Below are 19,107 nucleotides of genomic sequence, written 5' to 3'. Positions count from 1 at the left end.
GAAGAAGAGAAAACCAAGTATCTTGGTTTATCTCAAGTCATTAATAAAATCGGCTCAATCGAATGGAAAACATTTGAAAATGACTTTGTCGAAATGACGCCTGCATTGCTTACTGAAATATTTGCTGAAATGGTACGAGCTGAAAATGCAGACCACGTCAATGCTGAACGACATAAAGTGGAAATGATGAAATCAGATAAACCGCTTGAGTATGACTATACAACAGGTTGGGAGCGTAGATATGCAGATTAAACAGATATTAATAGCACTAGACCAACTTGCTAATACGTTAGTTGGCGGCTATGCAGACGAAACGATAAGTAGTCGATGTTATCGCAATGCAAAACTAAAAGACTCACCGAAAAAACGGTGGGTCTTTTTTTATGCGCTAATTAATACGCTATTTTGCGATAAAAATCACTGCAAAGAAGCTTATCAAAGCGAAGTGCTAAGACGACAATATCCGAGTGATTTTAGGGAGTGATAAATGGCAATTTTACAATCAATGACAGAAGCGGTTCAAAAGAAAAATGAACATACACCATCTATGGCGACAAATGTTGCTAATAACTTAGATAGTAATTCGTTGCTAATGCAAAGTGCCGCACAAAAAGGACAACGTTATGCTGCTGCACGAGGACTACAAAACTCAACAGTAGGAGCAGAAGCAGCGCAAAGAGCAATGATTGATGTAGCAACGCCAATCGCACAAATTGATACACAAAACCAATTTGCTTCACAACAAGCAGGGCTGGAACGAGAACATCAACGAGGGATGACACAGTTGCAAGCTGATTTAAATTACAGCAATCAAAGTCGATTAAATCAAGCACAAAACCAATTTGCGGCGCAACAAGCGGAGTTAGATCGCAATCAACAAACCAATCTTACTAGACTGCAATCAGATTTAAATTACAGTAATCAAAGCCGTATGGCTGAATTACAAAGTCGGTTAAATCATCAAAACGAAATGGAACAGCTTAATGCGCAAGTTGCAGCAAACACCATTGGTAAATCGATCGATTTTGCACAACAGATTACTAATAACTTTGATGCTCAAATTGCAGGTATTTTACAAAATACTAATATGAAAGAAGCGGATAAGCAAAAAGCGATTACACAGTTAAAAGCGAGTAGAGATTCGGAGTTGCAGTTTATGAGTTCTTTCTTTCAAGCTATTCCAACCACTAAACAACGTTGGTCGTCTTTTCCAAATTTAGGCGTACCATCAATTACTATCGGATAGGAGGAGTATATGGCATTTTCATTTTCAGATGTTTGGAACACAGTAACGGGAGCGTTTTCTACTGGAGATGCTAATGGTAAAGGAGCTGGCTGGATTGGTAGTGCATTGAATTGGGTAAATAACAAAGACAATGCTAACACAGTGAATTTACTTGGTAACACATTAATGGGTGTTGGTGGTTATTTCGCTCAAAAAGAACAAGCGAAAGATCAGATGAAAGCACTGCGTGAACAAATGGAGTTACAACGACAGTTAAAATCTGAATATTCTGCTGTGCCAGAAGTAGATACTACTTATAACAGCTTAACGGTTGGCGAAAGTCCATCATTAGCAGGTGGTGGAATTTTAACTGAAATGAAAAAACGGGCTGATGAGAGAAAAGGAGGTATCTAATGGATACTGGTAATTATGGAGCGGATAGGCTTGGCGGAAGTTTTGGCAAAAATGACAGAATGGATAGCGAAACTAATCATGGTAAAAATCATGATGGTGACTATGTTTCATTAAGTCGAGGAAGTGATGGTCGAGATAGAGTTACTGTAAGCCATAAAGGAAGCTCTAGAAGCTATTCTCTAAATGATTATGTTTCAAGAAATAAGTCTGCATGGGGTAGTCAGGGATTATCGCCAATTAGTCAAGCGGCAACAGTTACGAGAACAACAGTAACAAGCTTAACTGGAGCAAAACAAACTACGTTAAGCGGTCAGCCAATAGAAGATCCAAATAATAGTTTACTTTCTACCAATCCTGATAAGTATTTAGAGAAAACAATCGGTAAAGGATTTGTTGATTATATTGATAATCCAGTTACAAATAAAATGGGCTGGGAGAGTTATCAAGATTTTAGAGAGCAAGGAAAGCAATTTAAGGCAAGCAATCTTGATAGAACATTTGGATTAAATACTGTTGGAGAAGTACTGGCAGATACAGTTGCTGGTGTAGCAGGAAAAGTAGGTAAAGGAGTTGGTAGTGTAGCTTCATCTATGGGAGCAGGAGTTGCTTCCACCAATCTTGGTAATTTGATGGAATTAGCGTCTAATTATGCAAAAACAAAAAATATGACAGATGCACAGAAAGCAGCATTTGCAGATGGTGTAAATGAAATTAACAAAGCCATTAATGATGGAAAATCTACTCTTACAAAATTTTTTGAGGCAGGTAGCGGGTTAGCAACTATTCCCGATCCAATTACAATGGGAGTTGGTGTCATTAGCGGCTTATTTTCTAAGTTTACTGGTCATGAAGATAAAAAGAAAGCTGTTGCTACAGCAATGGGGAAACTTGATGAATATGAAAAAGATCGACAAAAACGCCATCAAGCATTATTAGACGATGCCAAACGCCGATCCCTAGACGGCTCAAATCAAGGAAATTATGGCATTCTTAATCAAATGACTGCACGACTTAACAAAAACACACAACCAGTGGATAAATGGCAACAATTTAATGCCACTTTACCAGCGTTAAATCATCTTTGGGATAGTATCTCATTCAAGACAACGACTTAAGGAAAAATTATGGGTATCTTAGATTCAATGACACAACAAGCACAAGCTAACCAACAACCACAACAAGCAACAGAACAAGCTATGCCACAGCAAGAACAGCAAGGTAGTATGGCTCAGATGTATCAAATGTTGATGGAAAATTCAATCAATGCAATAGCACAAACTGCCGAAGAACGCATTAAGCAGAAAGGTCCTATTAATGGTTGTGCTGATTTAATTGCAACTGCGATGGTAAGTAATTTACAAGCTGCTAGACAAAATGGGAAAACAATTCCGCCTCAAGTACTAATGCAAGTGGCCAAAGATTTAGCGATGCAGCTGTTAGCCAAATTAGGTGTATCAGAACAACAGCTTGATGATGTATTAATGGATGTTTTGCTAAAAGCAATGGAACAATTTGGTGATATGTCGCAAGGGTTAATCTCTAAAGAAGAGGAGAATCAATACGTACAAATGCTTCAACAAGTTACACAAGCTGCTCAACAGCAAATGGGAACAGAGCAACAATCCAGCAATCAACAAATGATGCAATAGGAGTAATTTATGGGTTATGGTGGAATTTTAGCTGCAATGGCAGCAGGATTGGGAACTGGCATTGTTAAAAATGTTGAGAATGGTTGGAAAGAGGAAGCTGCACAAAAAGAAATGGATTGGCGATCTAAAGAAGCCGCATTAAATAGACAGCATGACTTTGATTTAGAGGACAAAAGATATCAAAACGAGATATCAAAGATGGCAGTACAAGCTCAATATAAAATAGCTGAAATTAAATATCAGCATCAATTAACCAATAATTCCCAAGATAAAAAGGATGAGGATGTTACTAATGGTATGGATGCTAAATTAAAAGTTGTCGATAATCTGAAAAAAGCAATCGCCAATCTTGGTGATGTTGATGAAGATAATCCTACTTTTAAAAAACTTCAAAGCGAATTAAAAGTAGCAGAAAAAGAAGTTGAAATTTATCGAGATAGCGCAGCCTATCAAGATGTGTATAACAGAGCACCAGCAGGAATGAAAGCTGAGATGGAAACTAAATCAGGAATAAAATCTGCTGGCTATAAGCAATGGGAAGATAATGAAAGTAAAAGGATCGAGCAAGAAAAAATAAAAACTGAACAAGAAAATACAGCAAGACAACAAACTCAAGAAGTAGCAAGACAGAAAGCAGCTCAACGAGCTGAAGAGGCACGAGTTAAATTTGGTAAGTCATTTAATAGCAACCCGACATCCTCAGGTTATGCTTGGGCTAACTACTATAATTCTACAGTGGCAAAATAAAACCTTTAAAGGACTTTAAAAGTAATATCCCTATTAATTGTGAAATACTAAATCACAAGGAAGCAGTGCTGAAGTAGAGCAGCAGTTATTGGGATAATTTACATAGCATAATCAAGCTATGTAATCGGAATAAAAAAATAAACCCCGATTGCGACCAACAATCGGGGTTTTTCATTCCTAATAACTTACACTTAAAAGGAATCACTCAATGGACAGTATAAAAGATATTTCTAATGTATTCAAGGAGATAATCATTATGTCGGTAAAACTGACAGCGTGGCGATTTATCGCTATTCTCATCACTGTTGTACTTTGTTTTGTCGTATGGAAAACACCAGAAATTATTCTTGCATTAGGAAAAGTTAATTAAAGTACATCAAAAAAGAGAGATTAGAAATGGAAAACTATGCCAGCACATTTATTAAAATTGCTATCGGCATCGCCATAATTTTGGTTGCACTTGCCATATTAGCACTAGGGGTTACACCTTTAATCTCAGCATTACGTTGGTGGTAGGTGGAAAAATGAGTAAAGAGGGCGCAGATAAAGTTGGGAATAAATTAGCGAATGCTGCATTGATTTTAGCAACTTGCTTGGGAGTTAGCGCACTAATGATTGCATATTCTTATTTGATGTAGTGGCAGAAGGGATTTGTAAAATGCTAGAAATGATAGACAAATCGGATAAAGCAAGAAAATTTGCTTACGTGGTATTGATTTTATTTTTTATATTTTCAATGGCATGGATTAGCCCTAACTTATTAAAAGCAATTTCAGAATTATTATTGACGCTAAAAACAATCTAAAATCATTTACAACAAAATCAATTAGTATTAATATTTAAATCAAGGTCTCAAAACCTTAACAACAAGCGGTAATCCGCAACCGAAATCCTATGCGGTTTTTTTGTATCTAAAATTTGTGTTTTTCCTTTTTTCTTTTCTACACAATTTTTGGAATAAAAAACGGTATATTTGCTCAATGTCGAGAGGGCGAGGAATACAACACCTTCGGGGAATAACTCCAGCCTACTTGTTGAGGTTTTTGAGCCTCTCGACACCACTCTCAAAAGTGGAATTAATCTCAAAATACACAACAAGGAGACATTTATGTCTAACATCATCACAGCCGATTATAACGGCACTCAAGTTTTCTTCCAAGATGACGCTTATCTTAATGCAACCGCTATTGCAAAACATTTTAATAAGCTACCAAATGAATGGTTACGCCTTGAAAGTACTCAACAATATATTGATTTACTTAGCAAAAAACTAAATGTCGGAAAATCCGACATTTTAAAAACTACTCGTGGTGTAAATGGTGGAACGTGATAAGCATTTACCTTTTCGTTTTATGAGAAATGAACAAACTCAAGAATTAATAGCTGAAATTTAAAAAGAAGTATCAACACCAGATTTGGTGTTCAAAATAATAAGATGATGCTTATTTTGCTAATTGACTAAGTTAATATTTAGAGTTATATTGACCATTATGGAGCTTCGAAAACTCCTATTTAAATTTACACTCGCCATTCACTGCGTTAACGTGATTTTTTTGTATCTGAAATTTAGTGTTTCTCTTTTTTCTTTTCTAACAAATTTCAATACAAAAAATAAAACTCAATCTATGGATAGGGTGGTATGGAAATATCCAATACCATACGCCGCTAGTGTAACGGTTTTCGAACACCCTATCCGCCCACAAATTCGAAAGGAAATTACACTATGTCTAATATTATTTCTACCTCATTTAATGATATATCCGTTTCATTCTTAAATAATGGTTATTTAAATGCGACTAATATTGCAAAAGCACTTAATAAACAAGTTAATGATTATCTTCGTTTAGATAGAACACAAAGCTATATAATTGCTTTAGCTAAAAATTTTAGTGAAAAGGGAAATCCCGTATCACAACAAGATTTAGTTATTGTGAAAAAAGGAAACTCTAAGAAGTTCACTCAAGGAACTTGGTTACATCCTAAATTAGCAATAGACTTCGCCCGTTGGTTAAATGTTGAATTTGCTATTTGGTGTGATGAACAGATTGAGAAAATTTTAATTGGAAAAAATCAATCACAATCTTTAACAAATAATACGAATACAACAGTAGATGATCGCACAGGCTTACGAGATGCGGTTAATATGTTGGTAAGCAAAAAAGGCTTAATCTACTCTGATGCTTATAATCTTGTTCATCAATATATGAATGTAAAAAGTATTGATGAAATTTCTAAAGTAGATTTACCGAAAGCAGTTGAGTACGTACACAGAATTGTATTGGAAGGTGAATTAATTGAGCCAAAAGGAAAGAATGTGGTTGAAATTCCATATGATGTAGCTGATGCTCTAGTTAAGTTCCACCGATTCGTTGTGAATAATGCTAAGAAAGCAGAACATGCTTTTCGAGTGATCCACGAAGCAATGGGATATGAACGTTACATTAGGAATGATTTAGCTGCTGATAATTTTGATATTCATAACGAATTTCATCATTGGATAAGTGAATTTGAAGAAGCTTTTTATCAATCACATAGGTTATCTTTATTAAAATAACAGTGAAAAGCTGACGATTATTAAAGCGGTAGATCATTTATTAAATTAAGCACAGAAAGCCCGCTATTGAGCAGGCTTATTTGTTGTTAATGAAACAAATAAAATTTTTAAAGGACATCTTGGTATGGTGGATATAATCCAATAACAGGCAAATAAAATTAATATGATTTTACCAGTATAACCGTGATTTAAACCAACTAATCTTTATTGACGGTATAAATGACGGTATTTGTTAATGTGTTTTAATTTATATTATTGATTTAATTTGTTTTAATTTTTATTGATACAATAGAGTGGGAAATCAGATTATTTTAAAATTCTTACAAGCCTTGCGAGTCAAGGCTTTTTTCGTTTTAGTAAATTTCGCTTTTTTCGGCATTCTCTCTGCAATTCTCGCTCGATTTATGATTAATGCTTTTTGAGTAGGAATATAATCAAGCCATAAAAAGCCACACCTTAGTGGTGTGGCGATAAACGATTATTTTGCACGTTGTAGTTTTTGATATGCTTGTAATAATTTTTGATGTTCAGCGAAGTTGGCTAAGGTTTTATCACTGGCTGGCAATAAGAAGAATGGGTTACCGCCATTAATGGCATTCCAAGCAAATTCAACCGCTTTTTTACCATACATACGTTCAAACACTGCACGATATTGTTCAGGATCTCGATTTTCATCTAAGAATAATTCAAGACTACTGATTAAAGTACGATAGTAATTTGCTTGTTCTGGATTAAAAATAGAACTATTCATTTGATAAGTCCAAGTTGCCCATTCTAAAGCATTTTCTAAATCACCAAGAGCAAGGTACAGCATCGATTTTAACTCACCAATGCGTAAGGTTTGCCAGCTCGTATTTTTTGGCGCCACAATACCAATAAATTCACGTACACGAGTTGCATCATCAATACCTTGATCATCGAGTTCTTCAAGTAATTCTTGATAAGTTTCTGCATCATGATGGAAATTTGGTAAATCCAGTAAGATCTCTCGCCAATCCATTCCCATATTATTATTGGCATAGATCAGGTCATCAGCAGGATAAATATCTGACATTCCAGGGACAATGATACGGCAAGCATAAACGCCAAGATGTTGATAATCCATAATATAGACTTCTTTTTCTTCACGTTGGAATAATGCCATAAGATTAGCAAACTCTTCTGCTGTTGTGCCTGAGAAATCCCAATGCACAAACTCATAATCGCTTTGTTGTTTGAAGAGATCCCAAGAAATTAAGCCACTAGAATCAATAAAATGTGTTTCTAAGTTAGCGTGTTCAGCAACATCTTCATTATTGAATGAAGGTGGTGAAAAGACATCAAGATCTTTTAAGCTACGACCTTGCAGTAACTCAGTAACAGTTCTTTCTAATGCCACTGCAAAGTTAGGGTGAGCTCCAAAAGAAGCAAAACAAGTACCATTGTTACGATTAAATAGTACAACGCAGATCACAGGGAATTGACCACCAAGTGATGCATCAAATGCATAAATAGGGAAGCCTTCTTCTTCAAGTTTTGCTATTGATTCTTGAACTGAAGGGTATTTTGCCAAAATGTCTTTAGGGATTTGTGGCAAGCTGATTGCTTCAGCAATAATTTTATTTTTGACATAACGCTCAAAAACTTCCGATAACCCTTGAACTCGAGCTTCATACATGGTATTTCCTGCAGACATACCATTAGACACATATAGGTTATTGATAATCGCCTGTGGAATATAGATAGTTTGTTGATCAGATTGGCGAACATAAGGTAATGCCACAATACCGCGATCAAGGTTACCTGATTGAATATCAACTAATAGATCTGGCGTTAACTCTTGATTCGGATCGAAGTAGTCTAATAGTGTGTTGTCTAAAATGCCTGCGGGTAATAAATCAGGATCTTCAATAGGGAACCATTTTTCACTTGGGTAGTGAACAAATTCACCTTCTGCAACCGCTTTTCCTAAATAATAGTCAGAGAAAAAATAGTTAGTAGAAAGACGTTCAAAATATTCTCCTAATGCAGAAGCAAGTGCTGCTTTTTTGCTTGCACCTTTACCGTTAGAAAAACATTGTGGGCAATCTTTGTCGCGAATATGTACTGACCATACATTTGGCACTGGATTTAACCAAGAGGCTTCTTCAATATTGAAGCCTAAATTTTTAAGTTTTTGTTGGAATGTTGAAATAGAATCTTCTAGGGCGGCATCTTTGCCCAAAATAAAAGTTTGTTCTGTCATAAAATTATCCTTATTTATGTTTGTTATTATTATTGGAACATATTGTATTCAGAGAGAACGGTAAAAAATAAGAAAGAGCAATAAATAATAGAATCGTTCACACAATATGCTCAATTTTCGGCATAGCATAGTACGGGAGAAGTATCTCTCCCGCAAGCTATTTCATTGATAATTAATCTTAATAAGCTAATTATTGAGGATTTTAGTTAATGTTGCCTCTAAGGTTGGGCAATCAAATTGGAAACCTGCTTTTAATAATTTTTCTGGATATATTTTTTGGCTATTCAGTAATAAACAAGCCCGTTCACCTAAGACTATTTTAATTAGTGATGTGGGTATGTGAAGAATAGCTTTACGCTTCATTAAGCGAGCTAACGTATCATTAAATTCTTGGTTGGTCACTGGATTAGGTGACACCATATTAAAAGCACCACGACATTCACTATTTTTAATTAAAAAGAGAATAGCATTAATCATATCAGGCAAACTAATCCACGACCAAAATTGCTGGCCATCTCCAATCCGTCCGCCTAACCAATGGCTATATAATGGGAGCAAACGACCTAATACACCGCCATAACTCTCTAAGACTAACCCAGTACGCAATAAACAGACGCGGGTATTAGCGGCTAGAGCAGTCGTTTCCCATTGTTGACATAATGACCCTAAAAAGTCATTAGCCGCAGGCATTTTTTCAGTCATCATTAGTTGCGGATGATCGCCATAATAACCAATAGCCGATCCAGAAATAAAGGTATGCGGTGGTTGTTGACCATTATTGATTAAGGTTACCAATTTTTGTGTAATTTTAATGCGACTATCAATTAATTTTTGCTTTTGGGGAGCTGTCCAGCTGTGATTGAAGATAGGCTCACCAGCAAGATTAATCACAACATCAAAATCATCTAAATTAGTAAAGCCATCTAGTGATGAAAGTAATTGAGTATTTGCTGGAATTTGTGCGCTATATTTTTTAGGAGAACGAGAAAGTAAAGTCAGTTGATGTCCCTCACTATCAAGCTGTTTTAATAGTGTTTTACCAATGAATCCTGTACCACCAGTAATTAAGAGCTTCATACCCATTCTCCTCTGAAAATTATAGAGAATCGTTGAATAAAGCTTGAATATTCTCTATAAGTTGTTCAATTTGAATATCACTAGTTGGTGATACAAAAATTGTATCATCACCAGCAATAGTCCCTAAAATCCCTTCTGCTTTACTGACTGAGTCTAATAAACGAGCAATTAATTGTGCAGCTCCTGGACTCGTTTTAATCACGATTAGATAATTATTGTGATCAATATCTAATACTAAATTTTTTAATGGGCTTGATGTCGTTGGCACACTTAATTCATTTGGCAAACAATAGACCATCTCCATTTTAGTGTTTCTTGCTCGTACGGCGCCAAATTTAGCTAACATTCTAGATACCTTCGATTGGTTGATATTGGTAAACCCCATATCGGTGAGTGCGTTCACAATTTCGCCTTGCGAGCTAAATTTTTCTTCTGTTAATAAAGATTTAAATACTGAAAGTAATTTTTCTTGTTTATTTTCCATACAAATTAAAATAAGAATTGCATAAATTTTGCATAAAAATGCAGAAAATGGATTAAATCTGAATTATAACTGCATAAATAGGAATAAGCGAGCCTCTTTTTTGATAGGCAAATGACTTTTAATAGAAAATGTGGAGTAGTTCTCAATATTGAATTTATTTATTTGAAAAAGCCGTAGAGGAGGCATAGAATTTCTATATTATTTTCTATATAACTAATAAGGAGTATAAAATGAAAGTTGCTGTTTTAGGTGCGGCAGGTGGAATTGGTCAAGCATTATCACTATTGTTAAAAATTCAATTACCAGAAGGTTCTGATTTAGCATTATATGATATTGCGCCAGTAACACCAGGTGTAGCAGTTGATGTAAGCCATATCCCAACTGCAGTGAATGTGAAAGGCTTTGCCGGTGAAGATCCAACTCCAGCACTTGAAGGTGCAGATGTTGTTTTAATTTCTGCAGGGGTAGCACGTAAACCAGGTATGGACCGTTCAGATCTTTTCAATATCAATGCAGGTATTGTGAAAAACTTAATTGAAAAAGTTGCGGCAACTTGTCCAAAAGCTTGTGTAGGGATTATCACTAACCCAGTGAATACAACAGTAGCAATTGCAGCAGAAGTATTGAAAAAAGCCGGTGTTTATGACAAACGTAAACTCTTTGGTGTAACCACACTTGATACTCTCCGTTCAGAAACCTTTGTGGCTGAATTGAAAAATGTTGATGTGAGCAAAGTTCAAGTGCCAGTGATTGGTGGTCACTCAGGTGTAACGATTCTTCCATTATTATCACAAGTTCATTATGTTTCTTGGAAAGATGAAGAAATTGAACCATTAACAAAACGTATTCAAAACGCAGGTACCGAAGTAGTTAATGCCAAAGCGGGCGGTGGTTCAGCAACATTATCAATGGCACAAGCGGCAGCACGTTTTGCACTTTCATTAATTCGTGCATTAAATGGCGAAAAAGTTGTTGAATGTACTTATGTTGAAGGTGATGGTAAATATGCTCGTTTCTTTGCACAACCAGTTCGTTTAGGTAAAGAAGGGGTTGAAGAGTTATTACCTCTTGGTCCATTAAGTGCATTTGAACAAGCTGCAATTGAAGCAATGTTACCAACATTAAAAGCAGATATTGAATTAGGCGAAAACTTTGTGAAATAAGTTTATAATCTAGCTTAATCGAGATAAAAGTGCGGCAATTAAACCGCACTTTTATTTTTTGCCTAGAAAAAAGCCAGTCTCACCAATGAAATGGTTGCAATGCCGTAATTATGGTGTAGATTAGTTGACAGTTATAGATAACACAACACGTTAAGAAGGCTTAAATATGAAAGATATTGATTGGAAAAATTTAGGATTTAGTTATATCAAAACAGACTACCGCTATGTTGCACATTGGAAAGATGGTAAATGGTCAGAAGGGAAGTTGACCCAAGATAATCAACTTGTCTTACACGAAGGATCACCAGCATTACATTATGGTCAACAATGCTTTGAAGGCTTAAAAGCATATCGTTGTAAAGATGGATCAATTAATTTATTCCGCCCAGATCAAAATGCAAAACGTATGCAACGCAGTTGTGATCGTTTATTAATGCCGCACGTGCCAGTAGAAATGTTTGTTGATGCTTGTAAGCAAGTTGTGAAAGCAAATGAAGAATGGGTAGCGCCTTATGGTACAGGTGCGACACTTTATCTTCGCCCATTATTAATCGGAGTTGGAGAAAATATTGGTGTTCACCCAGCAAAAGAGTATCTATTTATTGTATTTTGTTGTCCAGTAGGGGCATATTTTAAAGGTGGCTTAAAACCAACTAACTTTATTGTATCTGAATATGATCGTGCTGCACCGCAAGGGACAGGTGCAGCTAAAGTTGGTGGTAACTATGCAGCAAGTTTGTTACCGGGGCATCAAGCACATGAACGTAATTTCAGTGATTGTATTTACCTTGACCCAGCAACACATACTAAAATTGAAGAAGTTGGTTCTGCAAACTTCTTTGGAATTACTAAAGATAATGAATTTGTGACACCTTATTCTCCATCTATTTTGCCGAGTATTACCAAATATTCGTTACTTTATTTGGCAGAGAAACGTTTAGGCTTAAAAGTGATCGAGGGTGATGTTTATATTAATGATTTAGATCGTTTTACTGAAACTGGTGCTTGTGGAACTGCCGCAGTAATTAGCCCAATTGGGGGTATCCAAAATGGTGATGACTTCCATGTCTTCTATTCAGAAACCGAAGTAGGGCCAATCACTAAAGCATTATATGATGAATTAACAGGTATTCAATTTGGTGATGTAGAAGCCCCAGAAGGGTGGATTGTTAAAGTTGAATAATGTATTTAGTTTATCGTAATCAAAGACAGCCATAGAAAAATTTTTATGGCTGTTTTTTTCGTTAATAGTCGGTGGTGCCTTGATTGCCAAATTTGTGTTGGCCTTAAATTGAAGAATTCCCATAATTAGCACTACGCAAACGTTATCTTTTTTTGTAGAATATACGCCGTTTTGTGTCACAGAGATTTGACAATGATTGATTATATTATTATTGGTATTATTTCTTTTTCTGTCATTATTAGTTTATTTCGTGGTTTTGTCCGAGAAGTCTTGTCGTTAGCTAGCTGGTTAATTGCTTTTTTTGTCTCAAGTCATTTTTACCCTTACCTTGCAGCATTTTTCCAACAAATAGAATCAGAATATCTGCGTAATGGGACTGCGATCGTTATCTTATTTATTGCAACCTTAATTGTGTGTAGTTTAATTAACTACATCATTTCTCAACTAGTTGAGAAAACAGGATTATCAGGCACAGATCGGGTATTAGGTGCGTGTTTTGGATTGTTACGCGGAGTATTGATTATCGCTGCCTTATTATTCTTCCTAGACACCTTTACTAATTTCAGCCAAAGTGATTGGTGGAAAGAATCAAAATTAATTCCACACTTTGGTTTCGTAGTTGATTGGTTCTTCCATCAGCTACAACTGCATTCTAGTTTTATCAATTCTAGTCTAATTAATTATTCTGATTTAACTACTTCATCATAGAGGAAAATATAATGTGCGGCATTGTGGGAATTCTTGGACATTCAAGCGTTAATCAATCAATTTATGATGCGTTAATCGTATTACAACATCGGGGACAGGATGCTGCTGGGATTGTAACAGTTGATCAGGAAGATCGTTTTCGCTTAAGAAAAGCAAATGGATTAGTCAGTGATGTAATTCAGCAAAAGCATATGTTACGGTTGCAAGGTTATGCTGGATTAGGTCATGTGCGTTATCCAACTGCGGGTAGTTCTAGCGTTTCAGAGGCACAGCCTTTCTATGTAAACTACCCTTATGGATTAACGTTAGTCCATAATGGAAATTTAACCAATTCAGATGAGTTAAAACAAAAGCTATTCCAATTTGCCCGCCGTCACGTGAATACTAATTCTGATTCTGAATTATTGCTTAATATTTTGGCTTATCATTTAGAACAAATTAATAAACATGATCTTGATGAAGATGATATTTTCTATGCGATTCAACGTACTCACAAAGATATCCGTGGTGGATATGCGTGTGTTGCGATGTTAATTGGGCATGGAATGATTGCTTTCCGCGATCCATTTGGGATTCGTCCATTAGTATTAGGTAAACGAGAAGATCAAGGCAAAACAGAATATATGTTTGCTTCAGAGACCGTTGCTTTAGATGCGGTTGGTTTTGAATTTGTACGTGATGTAAATCCGGGTGAAGCAATTTATATTACTTTTGATGGTCAATTATATTCTAAGCAATGTTCTGATAATGCAAAATTATCACCTTGTATTTTTGAGTTTGTCTATTTTGCTCGTCCAGATTCTTATATTGATGGAGTATCTGTTTATGCTGCAAGGGTACATATGGGGGAATATCTTGGTGAGAAAATCGCACGTGAATGGAGTGATATTCTTGATGATATTGATGTGATTATCCCTGTACCAGAAACCTCAAATGATATTGCCTTACGCATAGCAAATGTTTTGAATAAACCTTATCGCCAAGGTTTTGTGAAAAATCGCTATGTAGGTCGTACCTTTATTATGCCTGGTCAAACACAACGCCGTAATTCGGTTAGACGTAAATTAAATACCATTTCATCAGAGTTTAAAGGCAAAAATGTGCTATTAGTTGATGATTCTATTGTAAGAGGAACAACCTCAGAACAAATCGTAGAAATGGCACGTGCTGCTGGTGCGAAGAAAATTTATTTTGCTTCGGCTGCACCAGAAATTCGCTATCCAAATGTGTATGGTATTGATATGCCAACGTCACAAGAGCTGATTGCATATGGGCGCACTGCTGAAGAAATTGCACAGTTAATTGGCGTTGATAAGCTAATTTTCCAAGATCTTTCTGCATTAGAAGAAGCTGTACGTCAAGAAAATCCAGCTATTGAGGATTTTGATGCTTCCGTGTTTACAGGTGAATATATTACAGGTGATATTACGCAAGAGTATTTAGATAAAATTGCTGCAATGCGTAATGACGGTAGCAAGAAACGCCAAGAGAATGAAGCAACGAATTTAGAGATTTATAGTGAAGGTTGATTTTATAATTGATTGATAAAGAATGCCGCTAACTGCGGCATTTCTTTTACTAATCACTATATAACGACCGATATAATTGAGACTCAAAGCGAACTAAAGGTGCTCGTTGAGTTTTATCTTCTAAATCACCAGTTGAGTAGCCATTGACAAACTGTACAAATGCGATCCGTTCACCACGTGCATTCGTTAAGAACCCAGCGAGGTTATAAACCCCTTTTAACGATCCTGTTTTCGCAATTACGTTTTTTACAAGTGGAGAACTAATTAATGAACCACGTCCACTAATTGTGCCATCTACCCCTGCAATAGGAAACGTTTGTAATAGATTCAACGTATTATCGTTTTTAGCAATGTATTCAAGTGCTTGCAACATTGTATTCGCACTGATTAAGTTTTGGCGTGATAATCCAGAACCATCAGCAATAATACTGTTACCAAAACGAATATTGGTATTTTTTTCTAAAATGCTTCTAACCGCCATACCGCCTAATTGGAATGTGGCGGGGCGCTTATAATAGTAATAAGCAATGGTTCTAAACAAGGCATCAGCAATCTGATTATCAGAATGCTTCATCATCTTTTTCAATAACTCTGGTAATGGTTTAGATTCTTGAACTGCTAATACAGTGCCTTGCTGCGGTTGGAATGGAATTTGTACTTGACCGTTATAAGAGATGCCTAGATTTTTTAACATTCGTTGAATAATCGCTGTGGCATAGCTATCGGTGTCTTGTACAGCGAAACTTAAACCAAAATTTTTAGGCTGACGGCGAATACAACCTTTAAGCTGATAACGATTATTGTCGTTACTAACAACATCAAATTGGCAATAGCCCGCTTCGTTGTCGCTAACAATATAAACTTGGCTAAACATTTGAATTGGATATTGTGATGGCACATCAACACGAACTAGACTTCCCACAGGACCATTGGCATTCACATTCACTGAAAAACAGTTACCATCAATATTGACTGCGGCTGGCGGAGCATTAAAACACATTGTCAAATCGTTCCAAATCCAACCAAGACCACGGTCATGGGAAGAAAAAATAGATGTATCCAGAATTAAACTGCCATCAATTTGAGTAACACCTCGTTTTTTGAGCGTGGCTAATAAATTATAAAGTTGCCCACTGTGTAAATCAGGATCACCGCTAAATTTAATAATAAGATTACCTTTAAGGCGATTTCCTTCAATTTTCCCATCAGTTAATAAACTGGTTTGGAATTTAAATTGATCAGTAAGAAATAGTTTTGCTGCAAGAGCTGTAAATACTTTTTGTGTACTAGCAGGCAACATAAAAACATCGCCTTGATAATTGGCAGCAGATTGCCCTGTCACTAAATTTTTAGCTGCAATGGTAGCACTTGCTCCCTTAGGTAATTGCTGAATAATTGGTGTCACATCAACAGTAGCAAAACTAGATTGAGAAAATGAACTACAAGCAATCAGAGGTAAAAGAAAAGCTGTATATTTAAAAAAACGTGAGCGAATTGAGTTTGAAAACATCATAAACAACGAAATTTTTTTGATATTGATATTTTTTGCAATGCGGTAAATAATAATAGCTCACGTTGATTTCGTAAATCACTATTTATTATTTTCGTCACACAAGGTGTAAATTAGCATCTTGTGTGGCTTTGTTTTGACTGACAGTAGGGAAAAAGGACAGAATAATGCAACAAATTCCAATGACAGTACGAGGAGCGACGCTGTTGCGTGAAGAGCTTGATTTTTTAAAAAATGTGCGTCGTCCAGAAATTATTAAAGCCATTGCTGAAGCACGTGAACATGGTGATTTAAAAGAAAATGCAGAATACCATGCGGCACGTGAACAACAAGGTTTTTGCGAAGGAAGAATTCAAGAAATTGAGGGTAAATTAGCTAATGCTCAAGTCATTGATGTAACTAAAATGACCAATAACGGCCGAGTTATTTTTGGTGCAACTGTGGTATTGGTCAATGTTGAAACCGATGAAGAGGTGACATATCAAATTGTTGGCGATGATGAAGCGGATATTAAGCAAGGCCTGATTTCAGTTAATTCACCGATTGCGAGAGGTTTAATCGGTAAAGAAGTTGATGATAATGTGAATATTACCACTCCCGGTGGTAATGTTGAATTTGACATTATTAACGTTGAATATCGTTAATTCTAGAAAGGTTGCTGAGTAAGCAACCTTTTTTGTCCTTGAAATTCCTATCAAATTAGCGAGTTATACAAAAAAAGCGTAATTTTGTGATAACATAGCGACCGAATTTTAACGAAGAAGAAAGATAAGATAAAAATGGAAAGATTGTGGGTTAAAAATTATCCAGCGGAATCACGCATGGATCCAGATACTTTGGCATTGTCGTCTTTAGTCGAAATGTTAGAAAAAGCGGTAAGAGAACATCCGGATCGCCCTGCTTATGTGAATATGGGGCAAGTATTAACTTACCGTAAATTAGAAGAGCGTAGCCGAGCATTTGCGGCATATTTACAAAATGAATTGAAATTAGAACGAGGTGAGCGAGTAGCGTTAATGATGCCAAATTTATTGCAATATCCGATTGCGTTATTTGGTGTGTTACGTGCAGGGTTAGTCGTAGTGAATGTTAATCCACTTTATACACCTCGAGAGTTAGAACACCAACTAAAAGATAGTGGTGCAACAGCGATTGTTGTGGTGTCTAATTTTGCTTCTACTTTAGAAAAAGTAGTGTTTAATACAGACGTTAAACACGTGATTTTAACCAGAATGGGCGATCAGCTTTCATTTGGTAAAAGAACCTTAGTTAATTTTATTGTTAAATACATTAAAAAATTAGTACCAAAATATAAATTACCGCACGCAGTAACATTTCGTGAGGTGTTACGAATCGGAAAATACCGTCAATATATTCGCCCTGAAATTGGTAAGAAAGATCTGGCTTTCTTGCAATATACTGGGGGAACAACTGGGGTAGCAAAAGGGGCAATGCTAACACATGGTAATATGATCTATAACATTGCCCAAGCTAAATGGTTAGCAGAGCCTTTTGTTAAAGCGGGCAAAAATCGCTATGCGACTATTATTCTGCCAATGTATCACGTGTTCTCTTTAACCGTTAATGCCTTGTTATTCATTAATTTTGGTTTAACTGGTGTACTGATTACTAATCCGCGTGATTTACCTAATTTAATTAAAGAGTTAAAACGCTATCGCCCAATCGCGATTACTGGGGTCAATACCTTATTTAATTCATTATTACACCAAGAAGAGTTAAAAGAGGTTGATTTCTCACAGTTAAAATTGACTGTTGGTGGTGGGGTGTCAGTACAAAAGGCGGTTGCCCAGCGTTGGTATGAAATGACAGGATGCCATATTTTAGAAGGATATGGGATGACTGAATGTTCGCCGTTAATTGCTTGTAACCCATCTAACTTTTCTGGTCATGCAGGAAAAATTGGTGTGCCAGTCCCAGATACCGATATTAAAATTATGGATGATAACGGTAATGAAGTGGGGCTTAATCAACCGGGCGAATTATGGGTGAAAGGCGCACAAGTGATGCAAGGGTATTGGAATAAACCAGAAGAAACTGCAGCAGTTTTAAAAGACGGTTGGATGGCAACTGGTGATATTGTCGAAATGGACGATGATTATCAGCTACGCATTGTTGATCGTAAAAAAGATATGATTATCGTCTCTGGCTTTAATGTTTATCCAAATGAAGTTGAAGATGTGATTATGCTGAATAAAAAAGTGAAAGAAGCAGCTGTTATCGGTATTCCACATCCAGTGTCAGGTGAAATCATTAAAGCCGTTGTTGTGAAAAAAGAGGAAAGTTTGACTCGAGATGAATTGCGTAAACATTGTCGTAATTATTTGACGGGTTACAAAATTCCAAAAGAGATCGAGTTCCGTGAAGAGTTACCAAAAAGTAATGTAGGTAAAATCTTACGCCGAGTCGTTCGTGAAGAAGAATTAGCCAAACGAGCGAATATGGCGAATACAACAGCAAATGAAGATGAATAATTAAATTATCCATATTATTTTCCAATAATAACAAGGCATGAATTTCATGCCTTTTAATATTGACAAAGTTAATCTTAGTTAGAAATTTGCTAAATCATTTAATGGGTTCCCTCTCACACTTGCCCGAATGGAAATAAGATTTTCAGGC

Annotated in this window: 19 protein-coding genes and 1 pseudogene; 16 read left to right on the top strand and 4 right to left on the bottom strand. The window is 36.1% G+C overall.

Annotation, left to right across the window (positions count from 1 at the left end):
* The 10 genes and pseudogenes from QV06_RS11800 to QV06_RS11615 form a co-directional block, all read left to right on the top strand.
* A pseudogene (locus QV06_RS11800) lies at positions 1-252 on the top strand (hypothetical protein); the annotation flags it as partial.
* Complete coding sequence (locus QV06_RS12045) at positions 242-484, top strand: DNA helicase UvrD (protein ID WP_065238136.1); 243 nt, start codon at positions 242-244, stop codon at positions 482-484. The pseudogene QV06_RS11800 and the gene QV06_RS12045, both read left to right, overlap by 11 nt.
* A gap of 3 nt (positions 485-487) precedes the next feature.
* Positions 488-1,246, top strand: coding sequence for a hypothetical protein (locus QV06_RS10725; protein ID WP_065238135.1), 759 nt, complete (start codon positions 488-490; stop codon positions 1,244-1,246).
* 9 nt (positions 1,247-1,255) lie between these two features.
* Positions 1,256-1,639 carry a hypothetical protein gene (locus QV06_RS10720; protein ID WP_065238134.1) on the top strand — a complete coding sequence of 128 codons (384 nt, stop codon included), beginning with the start codon at positions 1,256-1,258 and terminating at the stop codon, positions 1,637-1,639.
* Positions 1,639-2,754, top strand: coding sequence for a hypothetical protein (locus QV06_RS10715; protein WP_065238133.1), 1,116 nt, complete (start codon positions 1,639-1,641; stop codon positions 2,752-2,754). The genes QV06_RS10720 and QV06_RS10715 overlap by 1 nt, the downstream gene beginning before the upstream one ends.
* A gap of 9 nt (positions 2,755-2,763) precedes the next feature.
* Positions 2,764-3,288, top strand: a complete 525-nt coding sequence (locus QV06_RS10710; protein ID WP_065238132.1) for a hypothetical protein — start codon at positions 2,764-2,766, stop codon at positions 3,286-3,288.
* Positions 3,289-3,297: 9 nt separating this feature from the next.
* The gene (locus QV06_RS10705) at positions 3,298-4,035 is read left to right on the top strand and encodes a hypothetical protein (protein WP_065238131.1); all 738 of its coding nucleotides are present in this window, start codon (positions 3,298-3,300) and stop codon (positions 4,033-4,035) included.
* Between the two features lie 208 nt (positions 4,036-4,243).
* The gene (locus QV06_RS11795; RefSeq protein ID WP_167348610.1) at positions 4,244-4,405 is read left to right on the top strand and encodes a hypothetical protein; all 162 of its coding nucleotides are present in this window, start codon (positions 4,244-4,246) and stop codon (positions 4,403-4,405) included.
* 738 nt (positions 4,406-5,143) lie between these two features.
* Positions 5,144-5,365, top strand: coding sequence for a KilA-N domain-containing protein (locus tag QV06_RS10700; protein ID WP_065238130.1), 222 nt, complete (start codon positions 5,144-5,146; stop codon positions 5,363-5,365).
* Positions 5,366-5,758: 393 nt separating this feature from the next.
* Positions 5,759-6,589 (top strand): KilA-N domain-containing protein, encoded by an 831-nt coding sequence (locus QV06_RS11615; RefSeq protein ID WP_082985095.1) that lies wholly within the window; start codon positions 5,759-5,761, stop codon positions 6,587-6,589.
* Between the two features lie 478 nt (positions 6,590-7,067).
* Here the strand turns inward: QV06_RS11615 and ycaO are convergent, their stop codons facing one another.
* The 3 genes from ycaO to argR all read right to left on the bottom strand — a co-directional run bounded on the left by ycaO (position 7,068) and on the right by argR (position 10,374).
* A complete protein-coding gene (gene ycaO, locus QV06_RS10690; protein WP_065238129.1) occupies positions 7,068-8,813 on the bottom strand; it encodes a 30S ribosomal protein S12 methylthiotransferase accessory factor YcaO in 1,746 nt (581 codons plus the stop codon).
* Between the two features lie 186 nt (positions 8,814-8,999).
* Positions 9,000-9,890: a TIGR01777 family oxidoreductase gene (locus QV06_RS10685; protein WP_065238128.1), complete on the bottom strand. Its 891-nt coding sequence runs from the start codon at positions 9,888-9,890 to the stop codon at positions 9,000-9,002.
* Between the two features lie 19 nt (positions 9,891-9,909).
* Positions 9,910-10,374, bottom strand: a complete 465-nt coding sequence (gene argR / locus QV06_RS10680) for a transcriptional regulator ArgR (protein ID WP_065238127.1) — start codon at positions 10,372-10,374, stop codon at positions 9,910-9,912.
* A gap of 230 nt (positions 10,375-10,604) precedes the next feature.
* Between argR and mdh the strand changes: the two genes are divergently transcribed.
* The 4 genes from mdh to purF all read left to right on the top strand — a co-directional run bounded on the left by mdh (position 10,605) and on the right by purF (position 14,957).
* Positions 10,605-11,537, top strand: a complete 933-nt coding sequence (mdh, locus tag QV06_RS10675; RefSeq protein WP_065238126.1) for a malate dehydrogenase — start codon at positions 10,605-10,607, stop codon at positions 11,535-11,537.
* Positions 11,538-11,703: 166 nt separating this feature from the next.
* Positions 11,704-12,720, top strand: coding sequence for a branched-chain amino acid aminotransferase (locus tag QV06_RS10670; RefSeq protein ID WP_065238125.1), 1,017 nt, complete (start codon positions 11,704-11,706; stop codon positions 12,718-12,720).
* Between the two features lie 192 nt (positions 12,721-12,912).
* Positions 12,913-13,428: a CvpA family protein gene (locus QV06_RS10665; protein WP_065238124.1), complete on the top strand. Its 516-nt coding sequence runs from the start codon at positions 12,913-12,915 to the stop codon at positions 13,426-13,428.
* 11 nt (positions 13,429-13,439) lie between these two features.
* Complete coding sequence (gene purF, locus QV06_RS10660) at positions 13,440-14,957, top strand: amidophosphoribosyltransferase (RefSeq protein ID WP_065238123.1); 1,518 nt, start codon at positions 13,440-13,442, stop codon at positions 14,955-14,957.
* A 49-nt stretch (positions 14,958-15,006) separates the two neighbouring features.
* On the opposite strand, the gene dacB is transcribed toward purF, so the two are convergent.
* Positions 15,007-16,467 (bottom strand): serine-type D-Ala-D-Ala carboxypeptidase, encoded by a 1,461-nt coding sequence (gene dacB / locus QV06_RS10655; RefSeq protein ID WP_432416512.1) that lies wholly within the window; start codon positions 16,465-16,467, stop codon positions 15,007-15,009.
* A gap of 167 nt (positions 16,468-16,634) precedes the next feature.
* Between dacB and greA the strand changes: the two genes are divergently transcribed.
* Both greA and fadD read left to right on the top strand, forming a co-directional pair.
* Positions 16,635-17,111: a transcription elongation factor GreA gene (gene greA, locus QV06_RS10650; RefSeq protein WP_065234101.1), complete on the top strand. Its 477-nt coding sequence runs from the start codon at positions 16,635-16,637 to the stop codon at positions 17,109-17,111.
* Between the two features lie 135 nt (positions 17,112-17,246).
* Positions 17,247-18,959: a long-chain-fatty-acid--CoA ligase FadD gene (fadD, locus tag QV06_RS10645; protein WP_065238121.1), complete on the top strand. Its 1,713-nt coding sequence runs from the start codon at positions 17,247-17,249 to the stop codon at positions 18,957-18,959.
* Positions 18,960-19,107 lie beyond the last annotated feature (148 nt).

Origin of the sequence: Gallibacterium genomosp. 3 (genome assembly GCF_001678475.1) — a bacterium.
GTDB lineage: Bacteria > Pseudomonadota > Gammaproteobacteria > Enterobacterales > Pasteurellaceae > Gallibacterium > Gallibacterium faecale.
The sequence above is the reverse complement of the archived record's forward strand: the minus strand, read 5'-3'. Positions and strand labels throughout refer to the sequence as shown.